This window comes from Pseudoxanthomonas koreensis, from assembly GCF_010093225.1.
GTDB lineage: Bacteria > Pseudomonadota > Gammaproteobacteria > Xanthomonadales > Xanthomonadaceae > Pseudoxanthomonas > Pseudoxanthomonas koreensis.
This window is the reverse complement of the sequence record NZ_PDWM01000005.1, coordinates 1-23,149: the sequence shown is the minus strand read 5'-3', so window position 1 is coordinate 23,149 and position 23,149 is coordinate 1. Positions and strand designations below refer to the sequence as shown.

At 71.0% G+C, this 23,149-nt stretch carries 20 protein-coding genes and 8 tRNA genes; 10 read left to right on the top strand and 18 right to left on the bottom strand.

Features of this window, described 5'->3' with window-relative positions; translation table 11 throughout:
• The 5 genes from CSC64_RS02675 to CSC64_RS02655 are packed head-to-tail and all read right to left on the bottom strand — an operon-like array spanning position 1 to position 3,297.
• On the bottom strand, positions 1 to 243 hold the full coding sequence (locus CSC64_RS02675; protein ID WP_162433785.1) for a MoaD/ThiS family protein: 243 nt from the start codon (positions 241 to 243) through the stop codon (positions 1 to 3).
• Positions 243 to 743 carry a cyclic pyranopterin monophosphate synthase MoaC gene (gene moaC / locus CSC64_RS02670; protein WP_162433784.1) on the bottom strand — a complete coding sequence of 167 codons (501 nt, stop codon included), beginning with the start codon at positions 741 to 743 and terminating at the stop codon, positions 243 to 245. The genes CSC64_RS02675 and moaC overlap by 1 nt, the downstream gene beginning before the upstream one ends.
• The gene (moaA, locus tag CSC64_RS02665) at positions 744 to 1,766 is read right to left on the bottom strand and encodes a GTP 3',8-cyclase MoaA (RefSeq protein ID WP_162433854.1); all 1,023 of its coding nucleotides are present in this window, start codon (positions 1,764 to 1,766) and stop codon (positions 744 to 746) included. It abuts the gene before it with no gap.
• A 23-nt stretch (positions 1,767 to 1,789) separates the two neighbouring features.
• The gene (locus CSC64_RS02660; protein WP_162433783.1) at positions 1,790 to 2,548 is read right to left on the bottom strand and encodes an MBL fold metallo-hydrolase; all 759 of its coding nucleotides are present in this window, start codon (positions 2,546 to 2,548) and stop codon (positions 1,790 to 1,792) included.
• On the bottom strand, positions 2,548 to 3,297 hold the full coding sequence (locus tag CSC64_RS02655) for a 3-deoxy-D-manno-octulosonic acid kinase (protein ID WP_162433782.1): 750 nt from the start codon (positions 3,295 to 3,297) through the stop codon (positions 2,548 to 2,550). The genes CSC64_RS02660 and CSC64_RS02655 overlap by 1 nt, the downstream gene beginning before the upstream one ends.
• A 29-nt stretch (positions 3,298 to 3,326) precedes the next feature.
• Between CSC64_RS02655 and CSC64_RS02650 the strand changes: the two genes are divergently transcribed.
• Positions 3,327 to 4,367, top strand: coding sequence for a glycosyltransferase family 9 protein (locus CSC64_RS02650; protein WP_162433781.1), 1,041 nt, complete (start codon positions 3,327 to 3,329; stop codon positions 4,365 to 4,367).
• A 27-nt stretch (positions 4,368 to 4,394) separates the two neighbouring features.
• On the top strand, positions 4,395 to 7,550 hold the full coding sequence (locus CSC64_RS02645; RefSeq protein WP_162433780.1) for a spermine/spermidine synthase domain-containing protein: 3,156 nt from the start codon (positions 4,395 to 4,397) through the stop codon (positions 7,548 to 7,550).
• Here CSC64_RS02645 and CSC64_RS02640 read toward each other — a convergent pair.
• The gene (locus CSC64_RS02640; protein ID WP_162433779.1) at positions 7,526 to 7,933 is read right to left on the bottom strand and encodes a DUF6165 family protein; all 408 of its coding nucleotides are present in this window, start codon (positions 7,931 to 7,933) and stop codon (positions 7,526 to 7,528) included. The two genes, CSC64_RS02645 and CSC64_RS02640, sit on opposite strands and share 25 nt — an antisense overlap.
• A gap of 170 nt (positions 7,934 to 8,103) precedes the next feature.
• A tRNA-Ser gene (locus tag CSC64_RS02635) sits at positions 8,104 to 8,194 on the bottom strand.
• A gap of 174 nt (positions 8,195 to 8,368) precedes the next feature.
• Between CSC64_RS02635 and CSC64_RS02630 the strand changes: the two genes are divergently transcribed.
• Positions 8,369 to 9,073, top strand: a complete 705-nt coding sequence (locus CSC64_RS02630; protein ID WP_162433778.1) for a PP2C family protein-serine/threonine phosphatase — start codon at positions 8,369 to 8,371, stop codon at positions 9,071 to 9,073.
• Positions 9,074 to 9,103: 30 nt separating this feature from the next.
• Here the strand turns inward: CSC64_RS02630 and dnaQ are convergent, their stop codons facing one another.
• The 3 genes from dnaQ to CSC64_RS02615 form a co-directional block, all read right to left on the bottom strand.
• Entirely contained in the window at positions 9,104 to 9,853 is a 750-nt protein-coding gene (gene dnaQ / locus CSC64_RS02625) for a DNA polymerase III subunit epsilon (protein WP_162433777.1), read from the bottom strand.
• Positions 9,854 to 9,860: 7 nt separating this feature from the next.
• Entirely contained in the window at positions 9,861 to 10,313 is a 453-nt protein-coding gene (rnhA, locus tag CSC64_RS02620) for a ribonuclease HI (protein ID WP_162433776.1), read from the bottom strand.
• An 85-nt stretch (positions 10,314 to 10,398) separates the two neighbouring features.
• A complete protein-coding gene (locus CSC64_RS02615; RefSeq protein ID WP_238389725.1) occupies positions 10,399 to 11,040 on the bottom strand; it encodes a hypothetical protein in 642 nt (213 codons plus the stop codon).
• A gap of 12 nt (positions 11,041 to 11,052) precedes the next feature.
• Between CSC64_RS02615 and gloB the strand changes: the two genes are divergently transcribed.
• Entirely contained in the window at positions 11,053 to 11,814 is a 762-nt protein-coding gene (gene gloB / locus CSC64_RS02610; RefSeq protein WP_162433775.1) for a hydroxyacylglutathione hydrolase, read from the top strand.
• Complete coding sequence (locus CSC64_RS02605; protein WP_162433774.1) at positions 11,811 to 13,031, top strand: lytic transglycosylase domain-containing protein; 1,221 nt, start codon at positions 11,811 to 11,813, stop codon at positions 13,029 to 13,031. The genes gloB and CSC64_RS02605 overlap by 4 nt, the downstream gene beginning before the upstream one ends.
• 86 nt (positions 13,032 to 13,117) lie before the next feature.
• Here the strand turns inward: CSC64_RS02605 and CSC64_RS02600 are convergent, their stop codons facing one another.
• The 8 genes from CSC64_RS02600 to tig all read right to left on the bottom strand — a co-directional run bounded on the left by CSC64_RS02600 (position 13,118) and on the right by tig (position 22,135).
• Positions 13,118 to 15,094, bottom strand: a complete 1,977-nt coding sequence (locus CSC64_RS02600; protein ID WP_162433773.1) for a peptidyl-prolyl cis-trans isomerase — start codon at positions 15,092 to 15,094, stop codon at positions 13,118 to 13,120.
• 155 nt (positions 15,095 to 15,249) lie between these two features.
• Positions 15,250 to 15,326, bottom strand: a tRNA-Asp gene (locus CSC64_RS02595).
• 73 nt (positions 15,327 to 15,399) lie between these two features.
• Positions 15,400 to 15,474: transfer RNA gene (locus CSC64_RS02590), tRNA-Val, on the bottom strand.
• A 34-nt stretch (positions 15,475 to 15,508) separates the two neighbouring features.
• A complete protein-coding gene (locus CSC64_RS14010) occupies positions 15,509 to 15,970 on the bottom strand; it encodes an HU family DNA-binding protein (RefSeq protein WP_274381616.1) in 462 nt (153 codons plus the stop codon).
• 28 nt (positions 15,971 to 15,998) lie between these two features.
• Positions 15,999 to 18,479 carry an endopeptidase La gene (gene lon / locus CSC64_RS02580; protein WP_162433771.1) on the bottom strand — a complete coding sequence of 827 codons (2,481 nt, stop codon included), beginning with the start codon at positions 18,477 to 18,479 and terminating at the stop codon, positions 15,999 to 16,001.
• A gap of 169 nt (positions 18,480 to 18,648) precedes the next feature.
• Positions 18,649 to 19,935: an ATP-dependent Clp protease ATP-binding subunit ClpX gene (clpX, locus tag CSC64_RS02575; RefSeq protein ID WP_162433770.1), complete on the bottom strand. Its 1,287-nt coding sequence runs from the start codon at positions 19,933 to 19,935 to the stop codon at positions 18,649 to 18,651.
• A gap of 163 nt (positions 19,936 to 20,098) precedes the next feature.
• Positions 20,099 to 20,722 (bottom strand): ATP-dependent Clp endopeptidase proteolytic subunit ClpP, encoded by a 624-nt coding sequence (clpP, locus tag CSC64_RS02570; protein WP_425501656.1) that lies wholly within the window; start codon positions 20,720 to 20,722, stop codon positions 20,099 to 20,101.
• 117 nt (positions 20,723 to 20,839) lie between these two features.
• Positions 20,840 to 22,135, bottom strand: coding sequence for a trigger factor (tig, locus tag CSC64_RS02565; RefSeq protein ID WP_162433768.1), 1,296 nt, complete (start codon positions 22,133 to 22,135; stop codon positions 20,840 to 20,842).
• A gap of 265 nt (positions 22,136 to 22,400) precedes the next feature.
• Between tig and CSC64_RS02560 the strand changes: the two genes are divergently transcribed.
• The 5 genes from CSC64_RS02560 to CSC64_RS02540 all read left to right on the top strand — a co-directional run bounded on the left by CSC64_RS02560 (position 22,401) and on the right by CSC64_RS02540 (position 23,002).
• Positions 22,401 to 22,477, top strand: a tRNA-Pro gene (locus tag CSC64_RS02560).
• A 37-nt stretch (positions 22,478 to 22,514) separates the two neighbouring features.
• A tRNA-Arg gene (locus CSC64_RS02555) sits at positions 22,515 to 22,591 on the top strand.
• A gap of 33 nt (positions 22,592 to 22,624) precedes the next feature.
• A tRNA-His gene (locus CSC64_RS02550) sits at positions 22,625 to 22,701 on the top strand.
• Between the two features lie 75 nt (positions 22,702 to 22,776).
• Positions 22,777 to 22,852: transfer RNA gene (locus CSC64_RS02545), tRNA-Lys, on the top strand.
• 64 nt (positions 22,853 to 22,916) lie between these two features.
• Positions 22,917 to 23,002: transfer RNA gene (locus tag CSC64_RS02540), tRNA-Leu, on the top strand.
• The last annotated feature ends 147 nt before the right edge of the window (positions 23,003 to 23,149 follow it).

Here is a 23,149-nt window from a genome sequence, read left to right as displayed (position 1 = left end):
TCAGCCTCCCGACACCGGCGGGATGAAGGCGACCTCGCTGCCGTCGCGCAGCGCGTCGTCCCAGCGCGCGAAGGCGCCGTCCACCGCCACCCGCAGCCGTTCGCGCGGCCATTGCAGGCCGTGGCGCGCGGCGGTCTCGGCGTAGAGCCCGGCCAGGTCGGCCGCAGTGCTCTCCACCTCCTCGCCTTCGCGCCCGGCCGCCTCGCGCAGGCTGGCGAAATACAGCAGGCGTACCCGTGCCATCAGTCCGTCTTCCCGAAATCGCGCTTGCCGCCGCGCTTGCCCAGCAGTTTCGCCGGGCCCAGCACGATCGCGTGCGAGAGCGCCTTGCTCATGTCGTACACGGTCAGCGCGGCCACCGTGGCCCCGGTCAGTGCTTCCATCTCCACCCCGGTGCGCGCGGTGGTGCGCGCGGTGCATTCGATCCGCAGTTCGCGGTCGCCGTGCCAGTCGATGCCGATGCGCACGCCGTCCAGCGCCAGCGCGTGGCAGAACGGGACCAGTTCGTGGGTGCGCTTGGCCGCCATCGTCCCGGCGATCACCGCGGTCTCGACGATCCCGCCCTTGGGCCCGCGCAGGCCGCTGGCGCGCAGCTGCGCGGCCACGGCGGCGGGAAACTTCACCCGGCACTCGGCGGTGGCGCTGCGTGCGCCCACCTGCTTGGCGGAGACGTCGACCATCGCCGGGCGGCCGGCGGCATCCAGGTGGGTCAGCTTGCCGGGGGGGGATTTTCGCGTGGCCACTCAACCTCCGATCAGGTACATCTCGATGTGCTTGCGCGGCGCGCGCGGGTTGCCGCGGATCTCGCTGTAGCGGTCGCTGCGCCGCGACCACAGCGTGGCCACTTCGGCGGCCAGCGCCTCGCCGCCATGCGCCAGCGCCGGCTTCAGGTCATGGCCATGGGCGGCGAACAGGCAGGTATAGAGGCGGCCGTCGGCCGAGACCCGCGCGCGGTGGCAGTCGCCGCAGAACGGCGCGCTGACCGAACTGACGAAGCCGACTTCGCCACCACCGTCGACGAAGGCATGGCGCTCGGCCACCTCGCCAGTGTACTGCGACTGCAGCGGCCGCAGCGGCCAGTGCGCATCGATGCGCGCGCGCAACTCGGCCGAGGGCACCACCTGCGCCGGCGCCCAGCCGTTGCAGGTGCCCACATCCATGTATTCGATGAAGCGGACCACGTGCCCGCTGCCGCGGAAGTGCTGCAGCAGCGGCAGCACCTGGTCTTCGTTGACGCCGCGCTGGACCACGCAGTTGATCTTGAGCGCGTCGAAGCCGGCCTCCTCCGCGGCGGCGATCCCGCGCAGCACCGTGCCGACCTCGCCGCGGCCGCCGGACATCGCGCCGAACACCGCCGGGTCCAGCGCGTCCAGGCTCACCGTGATCCGCCGCAGCCCCGCCTCGCGCAGCGCGCGCGCCTGCGCGGCCAGCAGCGAGGCGTTGGTGGTCAGGGCCAGGTCGTCGATGCCGGGCACGCGCGCCAGGCGCGCGACCAGTTCCGGCAGGCGCTTGCGCAGCAGCGGTTCGCCACCGGTCAGGCGCAGCTTGCGCACGCCGACGGCGGCGAAGCCGCGCACCAGCGTCTCGATCTGGTCGAACGACAGCCGCCCGGCGGCATCCAGGCCGTGGTCGTCGGGGATGCGGTCGGCCGGCATGCAGTAGCCGCAGCGGAAATTGCAGGCGTCGATCACCGACAGCCGCAGGTCGTGCAACGGACGTCCGAGGCGGTCCTGCGCCAGCGCGGGCAGCGGCTGCACCGCGTCCATCCCGGCACCTGCCTCGTGCGCGCTCATGGCGCTGCCTGCATCGCGGTCGGCGCCGCCAGCGGCCAGGCTTCGCCGGGCCGCGCCACCCGGTAGCCGCGGGCGACCATCGCCGCCGCGTCGGCATGGCCGGCGTAGTGGTACAGCAGCATGCGCTTGCGCAGCGCATCGGGATATTCGCGCTCCAGGTCGTCCAGCCCGGTATGCGAGGGATTGCCGTGCAGCGCGCAGTCGTGGGCGACCAGTTCGCCGGCGTCGGCGTGCCGGGCCAGCATCTCCGGGACCGGCCGGGTGTCGCCGCTCCAGACCACGCTGCCGCGCAGGCGCAGGCCGAAGGCGGTGTCGGGCCAGTGGTGGCGCACCGGGAACACTTCCAGGCGCAGCCCGTCGTGCCAGAACGCGTCGCTCACCGGGACCAGCTGGAACGCGTCCCAGAAGTTGGCCCCGCCCTCGGCCAGCACGTTGGGATAGTCGCCGACCCGCCGCTGCAGCAGCGGCACCACCGGCGCCGGCACGTACAGCCGCACCTTGCCACGCCGGTGCGGATCGAAATAGGTGGAGACGAACAGCCGCTCGAAACCGGCCACGTGGTCCAGGTGCACGTGGGTGACGAACACCGCGTCGGGCGGGCCGCCGTAGAGCGCCTCGTGCGCGGTCAGTCCCTCGGCGCCGCAGTCGATGGTCAGCCCCGGCCGGCCGTCGCGCTCGATGCTGGCCATGGCCGAGCCCAGCTCCACCGCCGACGCGTTGCCGACCCCGTGCAGCCGCAGCGACCAGTCGGCCATCAGCAGCCCCGCTTCCAGACCAGGTCGTAGGCGCGGTGCAGGCGGGCGAAGTCGGCTTCGACCTCGCCCGACGCGCGCTCGCCGCGCAGCTTGACCAGCGAGCGCAGCAGCCGGCGCAGGTTCCCCTCGCGCCAGTGGGTAGCGGGGATGCGCAGGCGGCAGCGGTCGAAATCGATCATCCAGCCGCGGCCGTTGCCGTCGAACAGCAGGTTGTGCGCGTTGAGGTCGGCGTGGTCCAGGCCCTCGCGGTGGAAGCGCGCGATCAGCCGCCCCGCTTCCTCCCAGGGCGCACCGTTGCCGGCGACCAGGGCGCGGTCGGCGAGCGAGCGCACCTCCGTCAGCCGCTCCAGCAGGATCGCCGCGCGGTAGCCGACGCCATCGCGCTCATAGCTGGCGGCCAGCGGCCGCGGCACCGGCAGGCCGCGGCCGAGCAGTTCGCGCATCAGCCGGAACTCGGCAAAGCTGCGCGTGTGCGAGGCCCCGCGCCACAGGTAGCGGTCCCGGCTGAAGCGCGCGGCCATGCCGCCGGGCAGGTAGTGGCGCAGCACGCACGGCCCGGACGGCGCGTCCACGAACCAGGCCCCCCCACGCCCGCCGGAGCCCACCGGCCGCGCGCGCTCGCCCCAGGCCGCCGGGGAGAACAGTTCGGCGCCGGCTTGCCGCAGCCGTTCGCGGTCGAACAGAATGGCCCCGTATCCGCGCTCGGCGCGGTACGGCGTCAGGGCTTCACTGGCGTCGAAGGCGACCATCCGCACGAGTCTAACAACAGCCGCAAGCGATGCGCCCACCCCTCTGCCTGCTCCGCCTGTCCGCGCTCGGCGACGTGACCCACGTCGTTCCCCTGGTGCGCACCTTGCAGCGCGCCTGGCCGGACGCACCGCCGCTGCACTGGGTGATCGACCCGGCCGGCCGGCGCCTGCTGGACGGCCTGGAAGGAGTGGTTTTCCACGTCTACGACAAGCGCAGCGGCCTGGCCGGGATGCGCGCGCTGCGGCGCGAACTGCCCGCCGGCGGCTTCGAGGTGCTGCTGCAGATGCAGGTCGCCGCCCGCGCCAACCTGCTCTCGGCCTTCATCCCGGCGCGGCGCCGGATCGGCTACGACCGCTCGCGTTCGAAGGACCTGCACGGCCTCTTCATCAACGAGCGCATCGCCGACCGCCCCGGCATCCACGTGCTCGACGCGATCGGCAGCTTCTGCGAGCCGCTGGGCCTGGTCCAGGACCAGGTGGCCTGGGACCTGCCGGTCCCGGACGAGGCGCGGGAATGGGCGCAGGCGCAGTGGCCCGATGACGGCACCCCGGTGCTGATGGTCTCGCCCTGCTCCAGCCACGTGCGCCGCAACTGGTACCCCGACCGCTACGCGGCCCTGGCCGACCATGCCGCCGGCCGTGGCTGGCGGGTGGTGCTGTGTGGCGGGCGCCGCGAACTGGAGCGCAGCACCGCCGATGCGATCGTGGCGGCGATGCGCGCGCCGGCACTGGACCTGGTCGGCAAGGACACGCTCAAGCAGCTGCCGGCCCTGCTCGAACGCGCCAGCCTGCTGGTCACCCCCGACTCCGGCCCGATGCACATCGCCAACGCGATGGGCACCAGGGTGCTGGGCCTGCACGCGGCCAGCAACCCGGCGCGCAGCGGCCCCTACTCGGACCGGCGCTACTGCGTGGACCGCTACGACGATGCGGCGCGCCGCTACCTCGGCAAGCCCGCCAGCGCGCTCAAGTGGGGCACCAAGATCGAGCACGACGGGGTGATGGACCTGGTCACGGTGGACGATGCGATCGATGCCTTCGAGCGTTACCGCATCGCGCATGATGGCTGAGCGGCGCCGCGCGCGACGGCCGGTGGCATGACTGGCGCAGAGCCGCTGTCGACGCGGGCCGGCATCCGGCCCCTGCCCGGCGCCGCGGTCCTGTTCCTGTTCGTGCTGTCCGGATTCGCCGGGCTGGTCTACCAGTCGCTGTGGTCGCACTACCTGGGGCTGGTGCTGGGCCACGCCGCCTATGCGCAGAGCCTGGTGCTGGCGATCTTCATGGGCGGCATGGCCGGCGGCGCCTGGCTGGCGGCGCGCATGGGCCTGCGCTGGCGGCGCCTGCTGCGTGCGTATGCGCTGGCCGAGGCGGCGATCGGCCTGCTCGGGCTGGCGTTCCATCCGCTGTTCAGCGGCTACATGCAGCTGTCCGAAGCGGTGCTGCCGGTGCTGGGCGGCGGCGCGGCCGGGCAGCTCTATCCCTGGCTCAGTGGCGCGCTGCTGATCCTGCCGGCCTGCCTGCTGCTGGGCGCGACCTTCCCGCTGCTCAGCGCCGGCTGGCTGCGCGCGGCGCCCGACCAGGACGCGCGCGTGCTCGGCGGGCTGTATTTCGCCAACAGCCTGGGCGCGGCCTTCGGCGCGCTGGGCGCGACCTTCCTGCTGCTGCCACGACTGGGCATGCCCGGGGCGATGGCGGTGGCGGCGGTGGTGAACCTGGTGGTGGCGGCCGCGGCGGGGGGGCTGGCATGGCGGCATGAGCGGCCGGTGGTGTCGTCCACGTCCACGCCCGCGCACGCGAACGAGGTGCCATCGCGCGGAATCGCGGCGGAGACCTCGGGCCCGACGCCCGTCGCCACCGGTACCGCCGCCAACCACGCGCATCCCGGGCTGGCGCACGCCGTGCTTTGGATCGCACTGCTCTCCGGCGCCTGCTCCTTCGTCTACGAGATCGGCTGGATCCGCCTGCTCCACCAGGCCCTGGGCACCACGGTGCACAGCTTCGAGCTGATGCTGGCCGCGTTCCTGTTGGGCCTGGCCTTCGGCGGCGCGTGGGTGCACCGGCGCGCGGCGCGGCTGGTGGATCCGTTGCGCACCGCGGCGCTGGCGCAGGTGGCGATGGGGGTGATGGCGATGCTGTCGCTGCTGGCCTTCGCCCACTCGTTCGACTGGACCGCCGCGCTGGTGCAGTCGCTGGCGCGCACCGACGGCGGCTACCGGCTGTTCCTGCTCGGCAGCGCCGGCATCGCCCTGGCGGTGATGCTGCCGGCCGCGTTCTTCGCCGGCATGACCCTGCCGCTGTTCACCCTGGCCCTGCTCCGAGCCGGCAGCGGCGAGGCGGCGATCGGGCGCCTGTACGCGGCCAACACGGTCGGCGCGATCGCCGGCGTGCTGCTGATGATGCACGTGCTGGTGCCGCTGCTCAGCGTGCGCGGCGGGTTGCTGCTGGCCGCCACCGGCGACGTCGCGCTCGGCTTCTGGCTGCTGGCGCATGCGCGCGGGGAACTGTCGCCGCTGCGGGTGGCGCTGCTGGTGCTGGGCGCGACCGGCGCGCTGGCGGTGTCCATCGAATGGGGACGGCCGGATCCGCGCGCGCAGCTGTCCGGCGCGTTCCGCACCGGCTTCGCCCGGCTGGATCCGTCGCTGGAGGTGCCGTTCCTGCGCGACGGCAAGACCGCGACGATAGGCGTCGCCCGCTCGCCGATGCACGGCACCGTGTCGCTGCTGACCAACGGCAAGTCCGACGGGGCGATGGCGGCCAGCGTCGACGGTCCTCCAGGCGGCGACGAACTGACCATGGTCAGCCTCGGCGCGCTGCCGCTGGCGCTGCATCCGCAGCCGCGCCAGGTCGGGGTGATCGGCTGGGGCCTGGGCCTGTCCACCCACACCCTGCTCGGCAGCGACCGGGTGCGGCGGGTGGAGACGGTGGAAATCGAACCGGTGGTGCATGCCGCCGGCGCGCGCCTGTTCGCCGCGCGTATCGACCGCGCCCTGCACGACCCGCGTTCACGGGTCCACTTCGATGACGCGCGCCGCTTCTACGCCAGCGGCCGGCGGCGCTACGACGTGATCGTGTCCGAGCCGTCCAATCCCTGGGTCAGCGGCGTGGCCGGGCTGTTCACCGCCGAGTTCTACCGCTTCCTGCACGAGCACCTGGCCGACGACGGCGTGCTGGTGCAGTGGCTGCAGACCTACGAGATCGACGATGCGCTGCTGGCGCGGATCGTCGCCGCGCTGCGCACGCAGTTTCCCGATGCGGCGGTGTACCTGGCCCAGGACAACGACCTGGTCGTGGTCGCCTGCCGCCGCCGCTGCCCGGCGCACGATGCCGCGCGGCTGCGCGACACCGCGGCGCTGGCGCGCGAGACCGCGCGCGTGGGGCTGTCCAGCGACGCGGCGCTGGACCTGCGCCGCATCGGCGGCGCCGCGCTGCTGGACACCTACGTCCGCGCCCTGCGCGCGCCGCCGCACAGCGATTTCCATCCGGTGGTCGCGCTGCAGGGGCCACGCACGCGCTTCCGCGCCGACCGCGCCGACACCCTGCAGCGCCTGGCCGACAACGGGCTGCCGGTGCTGGACCTGCTCGAAGGCCGGCAGCCGCCGCCGGCTTCGGCCGACCTGCCCGCGCTGGCAGGCCACAGCCTGCTGCTGGGCCGGCAGCGCGCCCTGGTCCTGGCGCGTGCGCTGCGCGAAGGCACGCACGCCAGCAGCCTCGGCCGGCGCGCGGCCGACCTGCCCGTGGCCGAAGCACCGTTGCAGGCGCTGCTGGGGCTGTCGCACGGCGCCGTCGCCGACCCGGCCACGTGGATCGAAGCGGCATCGGAAGTGGCCATGGCCACGATCGGCCACCTGCCGGCGCCGGACCTGCAGGGCGCCTGGATAGCGCCTGCCTGGATCGACCCGGCCCTGCAGCCCGAACCGGTGCAGCGGGTGCTGGCGCTCTACGCCGCCGCCGCCGCGCGCGACCCCGCGGCCATGCGCGCCAGCGGCGAAGCCGTGCTGCAGCTGCCGCAGGCCTTGCCGATGGAGGTGCAGGAGCAGGCGCTGCTGGTCGCCCAGCTCGGCGCGATCGGCCTGGGCGATCCGCGCGACGTGGAGCGGCTGCACCAGGGCTACGGCGTGGCGATCCCGCACGGCCCGCGGCTGCGCATGGTCCGCCACATGGCCAGGATCCGCGCACTGGAACTGGCGGAAGGCGCGGCACCGGCATCACGGCCGGCGCCCGGCGTGGCTCAGGGCGCGGCGCCGGCGCGGTAGTCCTGGTAGGACTTCTCCTCGACGTAGGCCGAGCCCAGCGCCAGGTTGATTTCCTTCTTCACCCGCGCGCGCTCGTCGTTCTCGAAGTAGACGCTGCGCGCCAGGCGCACGAAGTCCGCGTCGAACTCCTGCGCCTTCTCCTTGACCCGGATGTCGTCCTCGATCTCCCACAGGCGCTCGTTCACCGCCTTGAGCTGCGCGCGCAGGTGGGTGATGTCGCCGCCGGCGGCGGGGTGCTGCAGCCAGGTGTGCTCGAGCGCGGAGAGCTCCTTGCGCACGTTGGCCAGCTTGGCCGGATCGGTCATGCGTTCGGACTTGATCTGCAGGATCGCGATCTTGTCGAGCAGTTCGCCGAAGGACACGGGGACGAGGATTTCGGACATGGTCGGGTCACGCGGAGGGAGTGCGGCCAGTCTACCGCCCCCGGCAAGCGCGATGGGCGTAAAAAGGGGACGGAGGCAATTAAGCACATGTGCTCAATTGCCTCCGTCCCCTTTTACTCTGGCCACAAACGAAAGGGCTGCGCCTGTTGGCGCAGCCCCCGTGTGTTCGTTGGCGGAGAGGGAGGGATTCGAACCCTCGAGGCGCTATAAACGCCTGCCTGATTTCGAGTCAGGTACATTCAACCGCTCTGCCACCTCTCCAGCGGTCCCCGGCGCGGCCGGGGCGGTGAATGATACGGGCCCGGCCCCTGCGCGACAAGTCGGGTCTGGCGCTGCGCGCGCCGCAGCCCGCCCCATCCGCCATCGCCTTGCCCGCTGGCCTGTCCGCACGGATCATTGCGTATGCATCCTTGAGCAACACCTCGCGCCGACCCCATGATCGAATTCGGACACCTGACCCACGTCGGCCTGCGCCGCCAGCTCAACGAAGACACCTATTACGGCGACAGCGAGCTGGGCCTGTGGCTGGTGGCCGACGGCATGGGCGGCCACGCATGCGGCGAGGTGGCCAGCGCCCTGGCCCGCGAGACCATCGTCCGCGAGATCCGCAGCGGCACCCCCCTGGCCCAGGCCATCCGCATCGCCGACGAGGAGATCATCCGCGTCTCGCGCCGGCGCAACGATGCCCTGCCCATGGGGACCACCGTGGTCGCCGCGCGCGTGCAGGGCCAGCGCTTCGAGGTGGCCTGGGTCGGCGACAGTCGCGCCTACCTGTGGCGCGACGGCAATCTGGCCCAGCTCAGCCAGGACCACAGTTACGTCCAGGACCTGATCGAGCAGGGCAGCCTCACCCCGGAACAGGCCCGTTCGCATCCGCACCGCAACGTCGTCACCCAGGCGCTGGGCGTGACCGACCCGAACCACCTGAACGTGTCGACCATGGCCGGCGACCTGCGCCCGGGCATGCAGTTGCTGCTGTGCAGCGACGGCCTGACCGAGGAAGTGGAAGACCGCCGCATCGCCGACACCCTCGGCGAGCAGGACTGCAGCGCGCAGGAATGCGTGGACAGCCTGGTGGCCGCGGCGCTGGACGGCGGCGGCTCGGACAACGTCACCGCCGTCCTGGTCCGCTGCCAGTAGCTTTCCCCCACTCCCGGCGGGAGCGGGGCTTCAGGCCGTCGCCGCCGCCGGAGCCTGCGCCGCCTCGTCGGTCCCGGCCACTTCGTCCCAGAGCGCGCGGCCCGCTTTCTTGCGCAGGGTTTCCAGGCGGCGCAGGTGCGCCACTTCCTCTTCCGCCAGCACGCCGATGCGCGGCCGTTCGCCGGCGGCCGGCGCGAAGCTGGCCACCGCGGCCGGCCGGCGCACCGCCTCCGCCCCCGCGTCGCCGAAGCCGATCTCCTCCTGGCCGGAAGTCAGGGCGATATACACATCGGCAAGGATCTGCGCGTCGAGCAACGCGCCGTGCAGCTGCCGGTGCGAGTTGTCCACGCCCAGCCGCTTGCACAGCGCGTCCAGCGAATTGCGCTGGCCGGGGAAGCGTTCGCGCGCCAGCAGCAGGGTGTCCACCGTGGTGGTGCGGTCGGCCATGCGCCCGTAGCGCTCGCCCAGCCGCGACAGTTCGGAGTCGAGGAAGCCCAGGTCGAAGGCCGCGTTGTGGATGACCAGTTCGGCGCCGTCGACGAATTCGAGGAACTCTTCGGCCACCTCCTCGAAGCCCGGCTTGTCGGCGAGGAACTCCAGGGTCAGGCCGGTGACTTCCTGCGCCCCGGGCTCGAACGGGCAGTCGGGCCTGAGGTAGCGGTGGAAGGTGCGGCCGCTGGGCCGGCGCTCGAGCAGTTCCACGCAACCGATCTCGACGACGCGGTTGCCCTTCTTCCACTCCAGGCCGGTGGTCTCGGTATCGAGGATGATCTGGCGCATGCGGCGCTCAGTGTACCTTGCCGCTGTCGCGAACCTGCTGCGCGGCGGTGCGCGCGAGCACGTCCACGCGCTCGTTGTCCGGGTCGCCGTTGTGGCCCTTGACCCAGCGCCAGTCGACGCGATGGCGGCCGGCGGCGGCGTGCAGGCGCTCCCACAGGTCGCGGTTCTTGACCGGGTCGCCGCCGGCGGTCTTCCAGCCGCGCCGCACCCAGTTGGACATCCACTCGGTGATGCCCTGGCGGACGTACTGCGAATCGGTGTGCAGCACCACCTCGCATGGCTCGCTCAGGGTTTCCAGGGCCATGATCGCCGCCATCAGTTCCATGCGGTTGTTGGTGCTGTCGGGCTCGCCGCCCGCCAGTTCGCGTTCGTGCGCGTTGTAGCGCAGCAGCGCGCCCCAGCCACCCGGCCCCGGATTGCCGAGGCAGGCGCCGTCGGTGTGGATCTCGATCTTCTTCATCCCCATGCTTCGTGTCGTTCGTTCCAGTCGGTTGTCCGTGTCATCGTTCTTGCCGGCCCGTGGCGGCGGCCTGCCTTGCTTGCGTTCAGGCGGCCGGCGCGGCACCGCCGCGCCATGCGACCGGCAGCGGCGCGACCGGCGCCAGCCCGCGCTTCTCCGCCACCCACACACAGCTGGCGCGCAGCGGCGCGATCCGCGCGGCCGCACCGGCATGGCCCATGCGCCAGCAGGGACCGATGTAGTGCGGCGCATCCAGCTGCAGCCCCAGCGTACGCAGTCGCTGCAGCCACTTGCCGGGCGCGACGACCGGGAGGTCACCGGCCGTGCGCCAGCGGTACGGGCTCCACGGATTGAGCGTGAACAGCCACAACCGCCCGCCTTCCACCAGCACCCGCTCGCACTCGGCCAGAAGCGCGCCGGCATCACGGCCCGGATGCTGCAGCACCACGTCGCCCAGGCATTCGTTGGCCAGGGGCAGCGAGGCGCTGCAGCGCACGGTGCCGGTGTAGCCGTCGCCCTGCGCGCACAGCAGCACGCCGCGTGGCGGCGGCAGCGGCCAGTCGCGCGGCATCGACGCCGGCGGCGCCAGCCACAGCCATGGCCGCGCCGGGCGCGCGGCCAGTTGCGCCGACAGCCATGCGCGCTCCTCCGCCAGCAGCCAGTCGGCCTCCGCTCTCCTGAACCGGAGCGGGGCGCCGGGTTGACGGCTGGACGCGGCGGCGGGCATGGTCGCGATTCTATGCGACTGAGCGCGCTGCCCGCATTCGAGGACAACTTCATCTGGGTCCTGCGCGACGCGAACCGGTCGTTGCTGGTCGACCCGGGCGAGGCCGCGCCGGTGCTGGCGGCCGCCGACGCCGGCCTGGTGCCGTCGGCGATCCTGCTCACCCACCACCACCCCGACCATGTCGGCGGCGTCCCGGAACTGCTGCGGCGCTGGCCCGGGCTGCCGGTGTTCGCGCCGGACGACGCGCGCATCGCACTGGACTGCGAGCGGGTCGGCGACGGCGACCGGTTGCGGCTGCTCGACCGTGACGTGCAGGTGCTCGCGGTGCCCGGGCACACCAGCAACCACCTCGCCTATGTCGTCGAGGACCACCTGTTCTGCGGCGACACGCTGTTCAGCCTCGGCTGCGGGCGCATGTTCGAAGGCACGCCGGAGCAGATGCTGCACTCGCTGCAGCGGCTGGCCGCACTGCCCGGCCAGACCCGGGTCTGCTGCGGCCACGAATACACCCTGGCCAACGCCGCCTTCGCCCGCGAAGTGGAACCGGGCAACGCCGCGCTGGCCGCACGCGGCGCGGAAGTGGCGCGGCTGCGCGCCGCCGGCGAAGCCACCCTGCCCTCCACCATCGCCAGCGAGCGCGACTGCAATCCGTTCCTGCGCTGCGACGCGCAGGAAGTGCTCTCTTCGGTCGGTCGCCGGCTCGGCCACACACCGGCCGATGCGGTCGAGGCGTTCGCCACGCTCCGCGCCTGGAAGGACACGTTCCGCGCATGACCAACCGCATCCTCGCCCGCTGCTGGCCGCTGGCCGTGCTCGCGCTGTCCGCGTGCGCGACCTCGCCGACGACGGGCCGGGGACAGGTGCAGGCGGACGAAACCACCACCGTCGTGCCAGCGGCCGCGGAGCCGGTGGACGGGGCGCAGGTGGACGGGGCGGCGGCCACGCCGCCGCAACCCGCGGCTCCGGCGGCGATGCCTGCCGAAGGCAGCGACACGCCCGTCGCCGCGCCCACCACGGGCCTGGCGATCTTCGAATCCTTCCGCGATGGCCTGGCCGAGCCGCAATGCCGCGATGCAGAGCCACGCTGGCGCAAGCACTTCGCGCATGCGCCACAGCGCCTGGGCGCTCCCGGGGGAGACACGCTGGCGCTGTTCGGCCACGTCGTCGAATCGCTGCGCGCGGCCGACCTGCCCACCGAGTTCGCGCTGATCCCCTTCGTCGAAAGCGGCTACGCACCGGGCGCGCGCAGCCGGTCGGGGCCGGCGGGACTGTGGCAGTTCATCACCATCACCGGGCGCAGCCACGGCCTGCGCATCGAGAAGGGCTACGACGCGCGCCTGTCGCCGGCCGAGTCGACCCGAGCGGCGGTGAGCTACCTGGAAGCCCTGTACCGCCGCTTCGATGGCAACTGGCGCCTCACCGTCATGGCTTACAACGCCGGCGAATTCCGCGTGCTGCAGGCACTGCGGCGCAGCGGCGGCGAGGTCGCCAGCGCCGCGCCACAAAACGTCGGCGGACTGCCGCAGATCACCTACGCCTACGTCGAGAAGCTGCACGCACTGGCCTGCCTGCTCGAACAGGCCGGCACGCAGCCGCAGTGGCGTGCAGCCCTGGATCGCCCGGTGACGCCGCTGCGCGCGCAACCGCTGGACGACGCCCGCTCGCTCGAACAATGGGCCGCGCGCAACGGCCAGGACGCGGCGACGCTGCGCCGGCTCAACCCGGCGCTGGCCGGCCACTGGCCCAGCCGCGGCACGCCACTGGCGCTGGTGCCAGCGACAGGCGCCGGCACGGCAGGCACCGCGTCCGCCGCGGCATCGCCGGTCGTCGCACAGGCCGATGCCGCCGCGGCGACCTACACCGTGCGCCGCGGCGATTCGGCCTCGACCATCGCCAGGCGACATGGCGTGAGCACGCAGCGCCTGCTCGACCTGAACGGACTGCACGCGAAGAGCGTGCTCCGGCCCGGCATGGTGCTGCGGCTGGACTGAGTTGCAACAGGTGTGCCGCAAATAGGAAGGGCGCGGTGGTCCACCGCGCCCTTCCTTCGTACGAGCCTGGCAATTCCGTCCAGTGGCTACAGCTGGCTTTCCTCGACCACCACGTCGAAGCCCTTGCGGATCGCGGCCACGTAGGCCTCGGCGGCGATGCTGCCGTCGATCTGCTCGAGCTGCGCGCGCAGCGACTTGCGCTGCTCGGCCTGCAGTTCCTCCGGCTTGCCCGGATGCACCGCATTGACCACGAACACGGCCTGGCGACCGCCCTGCAGTTCGAAACGACCCGCGGCCGGCTTGCCCTCCGCGGGAGCGGCGACGGCGAAGATGGCGCGGTTGCCCTCCGGCGAAGGCGCCGGCACGCCACGCGGCAGGCCCGGGAGCGGCGCCAGCTCGGCACCGGCCTCCGCGGCCACCGCGGCGATCGCCTCGCCCTTGCGCAGGCGCTCGACCAGCGCATCGGCGGCGGCGATCGCGGCCTTCTCGCGGCGATCGGCGCGGACCGCGGCAACCACCTGTTCGCGCACCTCGGCCAGCGGCCGCGGCTGTTCGGGCGCGTGCTCCACCACACGGATCACCACGCTGTGCTCCGGCCCGAGCTGGATCGGATCGCTGGCAGTGCCGTCCTCGATCATCGCCTCGGAGAAGGCCAGCTTCTTCACTTCCGGCGCCGCACCAATGCCGACCGTCTCTTCGCGCGTGAACGGACCCAGCGTGCGCACCTGCAGGCCGAGCTTTTCGGCAGCCGGGGCCAGCGACGAGGGGTTCTGGTAGACCAGGTCGGTCAGTTGCCCGACCTGGTCGCTGAAACCGCGCTCGCGGTCGGCCTGGGCCTGCTCGCGGGCCAGTTCCTCGCGCACCTGCTCGAACTCGACCTGCGCGCCCTGCTTGAGCTCGCGCAGCTGCAGCACGTGGTAGCCGAAGTCGGTCTGTACCGGCCCGCGCACTTCGCCAGCCTGCATCGTGAACAACGCGTCGTCGAACGGACCGACCATCATCCCGCGCTCGACCCAGCCCAGGTCGCCGCCGCTGTCGCGCGAGCCGGGGTCTTCCGAGTTGGCCTTCGCCAGCGCGGCGAAATCCGCGCCCGCCGCCCGCGCTTCGTCGGCCAGGCGCTGCGCCTTCTCCTGCGCCGCCTTGCGCGTGGCCTCGTCGGCATCGGCGTCGACCCGGACCAGGATGTGCGAAGCCAGCCGCTGCTCCGGTTCGACGAAGCGCGCCTTCTCTTCCTCGAAGCGCTTGCGCAGCGTGGCCTCGTCGGCGGGAGCCGGTGCCGGCAGGTTCGCGCCGAGGACTTCGATGTATTCCAGGGTCACCGCCTCGGGGCGGACGAAGTCGGACGGATTGGCCTTGTACCAGGCCTCGATCTCGTCGTCGCCGACCGGCGCGGTGTCTTCGGCCGCCAGCGGCAGCAGCGCGATCTCGATGTCGCGGGTCTCGCCGGACAGGCGCAGGATGCGGTCCAGCTCGGCGTCGGTGAGGAACGCGGAAGTGCCCACGGCCAGCGGGATCAGCGACTGCTGCAGCGACTCGCGCACCAGCGCCTCGAACTGCGCCGGCGTGCGCGCCGGCACCTGCGCCGCCAGCGCCAGCCGGTAGCGGTTCTCGTCGAAACGGCCGTCGACCTGGAACGCCGGGATCGTCGCGATGTACTCGCGCACGGCGGCATCGCCGACGACCACGCCGGAGCGCTCGGCGGCCAGCTGCAGCGCCTTCTCGTCGAGCAGGCTTTCCAGCACCTTGCGCTTGTTCTCCAGGGTCTCGAAGGCGCGCGGATCGAACGCATCGCCCTGCTCTTCGCGCTGGCGCATGCGCTCCTGCTCGAACCGCTGGCGGAATTCGTCCACGCCCACTTCGCGGTGTTCCCACAGCATCGAGGCCGGCCACCATTTCGGCGCGCCCTGCCACCAGGTGGGCGGCGCCTTGACCTGGGCGACGTTGTTGGCGCCCACGCCACCGAGGTAGCTCTGGTCGACGACGAACAGGAACGGGATCATCAGCAGGCCGATGATGACCGTGGCCACCCAGCCGGACGACCGGTCGCGGAGTTTCTGCAGCATTGTTGCCAGCCCAATCGATTGACGGCGGAAGTTAGCGCGCGAGTTTAACCTGTCGCGGGCGCCCGGGGCGGCACGGGCGACGGCGCAGCGGGCGGAAGCCGGGCAAAGGCCGGAAAAGAAAAGGCCCCTGGTTTCCCAGGGGCCTTTCCGGATAGTGGCGGAGTGGACGGGACTCGAACCCGCGACCTCCGGCGTGACAGGCCAGCATTCTAACCGACTGAACTACCACTCCGCGTCGAGACGGACATTGTAGGACGATTCGCATCCGCCCTACAAGCTGTTTCGTGTTGCCGCGCCGCCCAGGCTGGTGGGTGCTGAGGGTTTCGAACCCCCGACCCTCGCCTTGTAAGGGCGACGCTCTACCGCTGAGCTAAGCACCCGGGTGCATGCACCCTGCCCTGGCAGCGGGGTCGATCAGTTTACAGCGTCCTTCAGGGCCTTGCCAGCCTTGAACGCCGGGTTCTTCGAAGCCTTGATCTTGATGGTTTCGCCGGTCTTCGGGTTGCGGCCGGTGCGCGCGGCGCGCTTGCGCACCTGGAACGTGCCGAAGCCCACGAGGGTCACCGCGTCGCCCTTCTTCAGCGCGCTGGTGATGGAATTGACCACCGCATCGACGGCGCGGGCGGCCTCGGCCTTGGTGACTTCGGCCTCGTTGGCGACGGCGTCGATCAGATCGGTTTTGTTCATGCTTGATTGCTCCCTGTGCGGCCTCGCCGCGAATGAGTGGTGGGGATCCGCGCTGATCCGGCGTGTCCCCTGGTCCGGTTCCGCCACGCGGTCATGGCCGCCGGCGGGTGCGCTCGTTATACAGGGCGCCGCCCCCTTGCCGCAACCCGGAAATGCAGCAATGGCGCGGGTGTTTGCCACCCGCGCCATCGCCTTGTCCGCCCCGTCGGCAGCCGCGTCAGTGCTTGACGTCGTTCGTGTCCTGGCCGGCGCGCTGGCGCCGGCGCACGCCCTTCCCGCTGCCGGCGGGCTTGTCGGCGGCGGCGGGCCGCAGCGGCCGCTCCAGCGCCAGGTCGAGCACCTCGTCGATCCAGCGCACCGGCACGATCTTCATCCCGGCGGTGACGTTGGCCGGGATGTCGGCCAGGTCCTTGCGGTTCTCCTCCGGGATCACCACGGTGCGGATGCCGCCGCGCAGCGCGGCCAAGAGCTTCTCCTTGAGCCCGCCGATCGCGGTGACCTTGCCGCGCAGGGTGATCTCGCCGGTCATGGCGATGTCGGCGCGCACCGGCACCTTGGTCAGGGTGGATACCAGCGCGGTGACCATGGCGATGCCGGCGCTGGGACCGTCCTTGGGCGTGGCGCCGTCGGGCACGTGCAGGTGCACGTCCTGCTTCTGCAGGAAGTCGGTCTCGATGCCGAGCGCCTCGGCGCGCGCGCGCACCACCGACAGCGCCGCCGAGGCCGATTCCTTCATCACGTCGCCGAGCTGGCCGGTGAGGATCAGCTGGCCCTTGCCCGGCACCAGGGTGGCCTCGATCTGCAGCAGGTCGCCGCCGACCTCGGTCCAGGCCAGGCCGGTGACCAGGCCGATCTCGTTCTGCTCCTCGGCGCGGCCGTAGTCGAAGCGGCGCACGCCCAGGTACTTGTCCAGGTTCTTCGCATCGACCTTGACCAGCGCGGACTTCGGCTTGCGCGCGGCGGCCTTCTTCGTTGCGGCCTTGGCCGCCTTCTTCGCCGGCTGCGGGCCGCGCAGGGCGATCTCCTTGACCACCTTGCGGCAGATCTTGGCGATCTCGCGCTCCAGGTTGCGCACGCCCGACTCGCGCGTGTAATAGCGCACGATGTCGCGCACCGCGTCCTCGGCGATGGCCAGTTCCTCGGGCTTGAGGCCATTGGCCTTGAGCTGCTTGGGCACCAGGTAGCGCAGGGCGATGCTGAGCTTCTCGTCCTCGGTGTAGCCGGGGATGCGGATCACCTCCATGCGGTCCAGCAGCGGGCCGGGGATGCGCAGCGAGTTGGAGGTCGCCACGAACATCACCTCGGACAGGTCCAGGTCGACCTCCAGGTAGTGGTCGTTGAACGAGTGGTTCTGCTCCGGATCGAGCACTTCCAGCAGCGCCGAGGACGGGTCGCCGCGGAAGTCCATCGACATCTTGTCGATCTCGTCGAGCACGAACAGCGGGTTCTTCGTGCCGACCTTGTTGAGGTTCTGCACGATCCGGCCCGGCATCGAGCCGACGTAGGTGCGGCGGTGGCCGCGGATTTCGGCCTCGTCGCGCACGCCGCCCAGCGACATGCGCACGAACTTGCGGTTGGTCGCCTTGGCGATCGACTGTCCCAGCGAGGTCTTGCCCACGCCCGGAGGGCCGACCAGGCACAGGATCGGGCCCTTCATCTGCTTCACCCGCGACTGCACCGCGAGGTATTCGAGGATGCGCTCCTTGACCTTGTCCAGGCCATAGTGGTCGGCGTCGAGCGTTTCCTGCGCGGCGGCCAGGTCCTTGCGCACCTTGCTGCGCTTCTTCCACGGCACGCCCAGCAGCCAGTCCAGGTAGTTGCGCACCACCGCGGCCTCGGCCGACATCGGCGACATCTGCTTGAGCTTGTTCAGTTCCGCGCGGGCCTTGGCCTCCACTGCCTTGGGCATGCCGGCCTCGGCGACGCGGCGCACCAGCTCGTCCATCTCGCCGGGCGAATCGTCCAGGTCGCCCAGCTCCTTCTGGATCGCCTTCATCTGCTCGTTGAGGTAGTACTCGCGCTGGCTGCGCTCCATCTGCGACTTGACCCGGCCGCGGATGCGCTTCTCCATCTGCTGCACGTCGATCTCGCCCTCGACCAGGCCGACCAGCAGTTCCAGCCGCTCGCCGACGTCGGCACTTTCCAGCAGCCGCTGCTTGTCGGCCAGGCGCACGCCGATGTGCGCGGAGATGGTGTCGGCCAGGCGGCCGGGGTCGTCGATGCCCGACAGCGTCTGCAGCAGTTCCGGCGGCAGCTTGCGGTTGGTCTTGACGTACTGCTCGAACTGGCTGGTCAGGGTGCGCGCGACCGCCTCGACCTCGCGCTCGCTGCGGCCGCTGCCGGCCTCGACCAGCTCGCCGCGGCCGTGCAGGGCCCCGTCGCGCTCGGCGATGCGGTCCACGTGCACGCGCGCGGTGCCTTCGACCAGCACCTTGATGGTGCCGTCCGGCAGCTTCAGCAGCTGCAGGACCTGGGCCAGGGTGCCGATGGCGTAGAGGTCGCCGGCATCGGGGTCGTCGGTCTCGGCGGACTTCTGCGCGACCAGCAGGATCTGCTTGTCGGCCTCCATCGCCTGTTCCAGCGCGCGCATGGACTTGTCCCGGCCGACGAACAGCGAGATGACCATGTGCGGGAACACGACCACGTCGCGCAGGGGCAGGACGGGCAGTTCCAGGGCGTCGGATCGGGTGCGGGACATGCAGGCTCCGGGGATGCGGGGATGACGGCTCGTGCCGTCCTGCCCCCGTTATGGGGTCTGCCCCTCAGTGTTGCAAGAACCCTGGCAAAACCCCTTTGCGGTCAAGCAGATGCAGGAAGCCCCGGACGCGGCCGGGGCTTCCTTGACGCGCTGGACGATCGCCCGGCGATCACTCGGCGGAGGCCACCTTCGGCGCCGCCGGCGGGGTCTGGTAGATCAGGTACGGCTCGGTCCTGTGGTCGATCACCGACTCGTCCACCACCACCTTGCTGACGTTCTCGGCCGACGGCAGGTCGTACATGGTGTCCAGCAGCACCGATTCGACGATCGTGCGCAGGCCGCGGGCGCCGGTCTTGCGCTTGAGCGCCTTGCGCGCGATCGCCGCCAGCGCGTCGGGGCGGAACTCCAGCTCCACGCCCTCCATCTCGAACAGCTTCTTGAACTGCTTGGTGATGGCGTTCTTCGGTTCGGTCAGGATCTTGACCAGGGCCGGCTCGTCCAGCTCCTCCAGGGTCGCCACCACCGGCAGGCGGCCGACGAACTCCGGGATCAGGCCGAACTTGATCAGGTCCTCCGGCTCGACCTCGGCCAGCAGCTTGCCGGTGTCGGCCTTGCGCGAACTGCTCTTCACCTTGGCGCCGAAACCAATGCCGCCGGCCTCGGTGCTGCGCTGCTGGATGATCTTGTCCAGCCCGGCGAACGCGCCGCCGACGATGAACAGGATGTTCTTGGTGTCCACCTGCAGGAATTCCTGCTGCGGATGCTTGCGCCCGCCCTGCGGCGGCACGCTGGCCACGGTGCCTTCGATCAGCTTCAGCAGCGCCTGCTGCACGCCCTCGCCGGACACGTCGCGGGTGATCGACGGGTTCTCGCTCTTGCGCGAGATCTTGTCGATCTCGTCGATGTAGACGATGCCCTGCTGCGCCTTGTCGACGTCGTAGTCGCACTTCTGCAGCAGCTTCTGGATGATGTTCTCCACGTCCTCGCCGACGTAGCCGGCCTCGGTCAGCGTGGTCGCATCGGCAATGGTGAACGGGACGTTGAGCAGGCGCGCCAGGGTCTCGGCCAGCAGGGTCTTGCCCGAACCGGTCGGGCCGACCAGCAGGATGTTGGACTTGGCCAGCTCCACGTCCTCGTTGCGCTGGCGGCTCTCGATCCGCTTGTAGTGGTTGTACACGGCCACGGCGAGGGTCTTCTTCGCCCGCTGCTGGCCGATCACGTACTGGTCCAGGACCTCGAGGATCTCGCGCGGCTTGGGCAGCGAGCTGCGCGCGGACTGGGCCTTCTCCTCCAGTTCCTCGCGGATGATGTCGTTGCAGAGCTCCACGCATTCATCGCAGATGAACACGCTCGGGCCGGCGATCAGCTTGCGCACCTCGTGCTGGCTCTTGCCGCAGAACGAGCAGTACAGGATCTTGTTGCTGTCGCCGGAACGGCCTTGCCGGTCTTCGCTCATGCTTTGCTTTTTCCAGTGTTCCAGCCCGCCGCGGCGGGGTTTGGGGCGAGAATAGCACAGGGCCGGAACCGCGCCAGAGGCGCGCCGGGCCGGGCTTTCGGGGGCTTGCAGGCCCCGGGCCGGCCTGCTTTCGCGGGCGGCGCGGGGCGTTCGCGGGCAGGGGTCAGCCGGCCTGGATCGAGTCGTCCGGACGGCGCTCCAGGACCTGGTCGACCAGGCCGTAGGCCTTGGCCTCGGCCGCGCTCTTGAAGTTGTCGCGCTCGGTGTCGCGGCCGATGGTCTCGATCGACTGGCCGGTGTGCTGGGCCAGGATCTCGTTCAGGCGCGCGCGCATGCTGAGGATCTCGCGGGCGTGGATGTCGATGTCGGTGGCCTGGCCCTGGAAGCCGCCCAGCGGCTGGTGGATCATCACCCGCGAATTCGGCAGCGCGTAACGCTTGCCGGCGGCGCCGGCGGCCAGCAGCACCGCGCCCATCGAGGCGGCCTGGCCGACGCAGATCGTGCTCACGTCCGGCTTGATGTACTGCATGGTGTCGTAGATCGCCATGCCGGCCGTGACCAGGCCACCAGGCGAATTGATATAGAGACTGATGTCCTTCTCGGGGTTCTCGGCCTCGAGGAACAGCATCTGCGCGATGATCACGTTGGCGACGTGGTCCTCGACCGGGCCGACCAGGAAGATCACCCGCTCCTTGAGCAGGCGCGAATAGATGTCGTACGCGCGCTCGCCGCGGCTGGTCTGCTCGACCACCATCGGGACCAGGTTCAGGGCTTTGGTCGGGATCATGCTCATCGTTGCGTGCGCTCCTGGTGCGTGCCTGCGTTCGGGGTCGGGCACCCGGCAGTCCGGGCGCCCTTGGTCAGCATAGCGGGCGCGGCGACCGTGCCGCACCCGCCGCCGGCATCATCCCCGGATCGCGTCCTGGAACGACAGCGGCGTCTCGGTGTGCTGGGCGCGCTCGGCGATCCAGTCGATCACCTGCTCTTCCATCACCCGGTTCTGCAGTCCCTGCATCATCTGGGGGTCGTTGCGGTACATCTCAATGACCTGCTCGGGCTGCTCGTAGGTCGAGGCGATCAGGCGCAGGGTCTCGTTCACGCGCTTGGGATCCAGGCGCAGGTCGTGGCGGCGGGCCACCTCGCCGACCAGCAGGCCGGCCAGCACGCGCTTGCGCGCCGGCTCCATGAACGCCTGGTGGGCGTCGGCCGGGGGCTGGCCCGGGTCGCGGCCGCTGCGGCGGACCTGCTCGACCTGCTGGGCAAGCATGCCGCGGGCCTCGTTCTCGACCAGGCGCGGCGGCAGCTCGACATGGGCCCAGGTGGCGGTCAGCTGCTCGCCCACTTCGCGGCGCAGGCGGTTCATCAGTGCGCCCTTGAGCTCGCGCGCCAGGTTGCTGCGGATGTCCTCGCGGAACTTGTCCATGTCGCCGCTCTTGACACCGAAGCTGCGGATGAAGCCAGCGTCGACCTCCGGCAGCACCGGCTCGGAAACCTGGGCCAGGGTCACGTGCACCTGCGCGGTTTTGCCGGCCAGCTGCGGCTGGCGCCAGCCCTCCGGGAAGGCCACGTCGAGCACCGTCTCCACGCCCGCCTCGAGGCCGGCCAGCGCGTTCTCCAGCGCCGGCAGCAGCTGGCCGGAGCCGATCACGGTGTTGAACTGCTCGGCACCCTCGGCCGGCTGGCGGAAGTCGCCGGCCTGCGTCCACAGCGCGCCCGCGACCAGGTCGCCCTGCTTCGCCGCGCGCTCGACCTTGTTCCAGGTGCGGCGCTGCAGGCGCAGGTTCTCGATCATCTGGTCGATGTCGGCGTCGGTCACTTCGGCGGTGTGGCGCACGACGGTGAGCTTGGCGACATCGACGTCGCCGAAGTCCGGCACCACCTCGAAGGTGGCGACGAAGTCCAGCTCGCCCTCGCCGGCGCGGTCGATGCGCGGGTTGCCGGCCAGGCGCAGGTCATGCTCGCGCACGGCCGAATCGAAGGTCTGGCGGACCAGGCCGCCGAGCACTTCGGCCTTGACCTGGTCGCCGAAGCGCTGCTCGATCACCTTGGCCGGGATCTTGCCGGGACGGAAACCCTTCATCTTCGCGGTGCGCGCGATCTCGCGCAGGCGCCCGCTGACGCCGGACTCCAGCTGCTCCGCCGGCAGGCTGAAGTTCATGCGGCGTTCGAGGTTGCCGGTGGATTCGACGGAAACTTGCATGTGTTCTGGCTCCTGCGGCCGCAGCTCCTGCCACGGCGGAAAATCGATGGTCTGGTGGGGTTCCGGCACCGGCGGCCCTCCCGGCCCGACGGAACGCGCTAGTTTCCCCCATCCGCGGTGCCTGCGCCAGCCCGGAACAGGTGCGGCATTGACAGCCATGGCGCGGGTTCCGGACAATGGCCGGCCTTCCGGAGGCCTTCGGGCATCGGGAAGCCGGGCTCGGCGAGCCTCGAGGCAGTGGCGAAGCCGGACCGACCCAGCACACCGGGGTATAGCGCAGTCTGGTAGCGCGCCTGCTTTGGGAGCAGGATGTCGGGGGTTCGAATCCCTCTACCCCGACCATCCCGACGCCGGGACGGCCGTAGCGACACCGAGTTGTGCGCCCGTAGCTCAACCGGATAGAGCACCGGCCTTCTAAGCCGGCGGTTGCAGGTTCGAGTCCTGCCGGGCGCGCCATCCAGGGCGGCCGGCGGATGGGTTTTTCATGTGGTGGCTGTAGCTCAGTTGGTTAGAGTACTGGATTGTGATTCCAGTGGTCGGGGGTTCGAATCCCCTCAGCCACCCCACCTGTTCCAGCGCGGCGCAAGCCGCGGGAGTTGCCAGGACGGCGGATTCCGCTAGAATGCGCAACTCAGTTTTCGGGGCCGTTAGCTCAGTTGGTAGAGCAGCTGACTCTTAATCAGTAGGTCCAAGGTTCGAATCCTTGACGGCCCACCATCCCGAAGAAAAAGCCCGGCCTGGCCGGGCTTTTTCGTTTTCCACCGCTACAATGCGCCGCATCGCGAAAGTGGCGGAACTGGTAGACGCACTGGATTTAGGTTCCAGCGGGTAACCCCCGTGAGGGTTCGAGTCCCTCCTTTCGCACCACGCCGGGAATGCCCGGCAGCCGCGGCCACGAAGAACGAGCCGTCGCGAGTTGCGCCCCCCAAAGCGCGAATGTTTTGCCTGCGCCCCCCCTCCCGGCCACAAACGGGCCGTCGCGGGTTGCGCGCCCGAAGCACGATGCTCCCACCC

Coding starts and splice junctions, on each gene's coding strand:
- CSC64_RS02605 (WP_162433774.1), top strand. CDS start 11,811: ATGACCAACCGCATCCTCGCCCGCTGCTGGCCGCTGGCCGTGCTCGCG.
- moaA (WP_162433854.1), bottom strand. CDS start 1,766: ATGGACGCGGTGCAGCCGCTGCCCGCGCTGGCGCAGGACCGCCTCGGA.
- CSC64_RS02655 (WP_162433782.1), bottom strand. CDS start 3,297: ATGGTCGCCTTCGACGCCAGTGAAGCCCTGACGCCGTACCGCGCCGAG.
- clpX (WP_162433770.1), bottom strand. CDS start 19,935: ATGAGCGAAGACCGGCAAGGCCGTTCCGGCGACAGCAACAAGATCCTG.
- dnaQ (WP_162433777.1), bottom strand. CDS start 9,853: ATGCGCCAGATCATCCTCGATACCGAGACCACCGGCCTGGAGTGGAAG.
- clpP (WP_425501656.1), bottom strand. CDS start 20,722: ATGATCCCGACCAAAGCCCTGAACCTGGTCCCGATGGTGGTCGAGCAG.
- tig (WP_162433768.1), bottom strand. CDS start 22,135: ATGCAAGTTTCCGTCGAATCCACCGGCAACCTCGAACGCCGCATGAAC.
- rnhA (WP_162433776.1), bottom strand. CDS start 10,313: ATGAAGAAGATCGAGATCCACACCGACGGCGCCTGCCTCGGCAATCCG.
- CSC64_RS14010 (WP_274381616.1), bottom strand. CDS start 15,970: ATGGCGCGGGTGGCAAACACCCGCGCCATTGCTGCATTTCCGGGTTGC.
- CSC64_RS02640 (WP_162433779.1), bottom strand. CDS start 7,933: ATGTCCGAAATCCTCGTCCCCGTGTCCTTCGGCGAACTGCTCGACAAG.
- CSC64_RS02630 (WP_162433778.1), top strand. CDS start 8,369: ATGATCGAATTCGGACACCTGACCCACGTCGGCCTGCGCCGCCAGCTC.
- gloB (WP_162433775.1), top strand. CDS start 11,053: ATGCGACTGAGCGCGCTGCCCGCATTCGAGGACAACTTCATCTGGGTC.
- CSC64_RS02660 (WP_162433783.1), bottom strand. CDS start 2,548: ATGGCCGACTGGTCGCTGCGGCTGCACGGGGTCGGCAACGCGTCGGCG.
- CSC64_RS02615 (WP_238389725.1), bottom strand. CDS start 11,040: ATGCCCGCCGCCGCGTCCAGCCGTCAACCCGGCGCCCCGCTCCGGTTC.
- CSC64_RS02650 (WP_162433781.1), top strand. CDS start 3,327: ATGCGCCCACCCCTCTGCCTGCTCCGCCTGTCCGCGCTCGGCGACGTG.
- lon (WP_162433771.1), bottom strand. CDS start 18,479: ATGTCCCGCACCCGATCCGACGCCCTGGAACTGCCCGTCCTGCCCCTG.
- CSC64_RS02600 (WP_162433773.1), bottom strand. CDS start 15,094: ATGCTGCAGAAACTCCGCGACCGGTCGTCCGGCTGGGTGGCCACGGTC.
- CSC64_RS02645 (WP_162433780.1), top strand. CDS start 4,395: ATGACTGGCGCAGAGCCGCTGTCGACGCGGGCCGGCATCCGGCCCCTG.
- CSC64_RS02675 (WP_162433785.1), bottom strand. CDS start 243: ATGGCACGGGTACGCCTGCTGTATTTCGCCAGCCTGCGCGAGGCGGCC.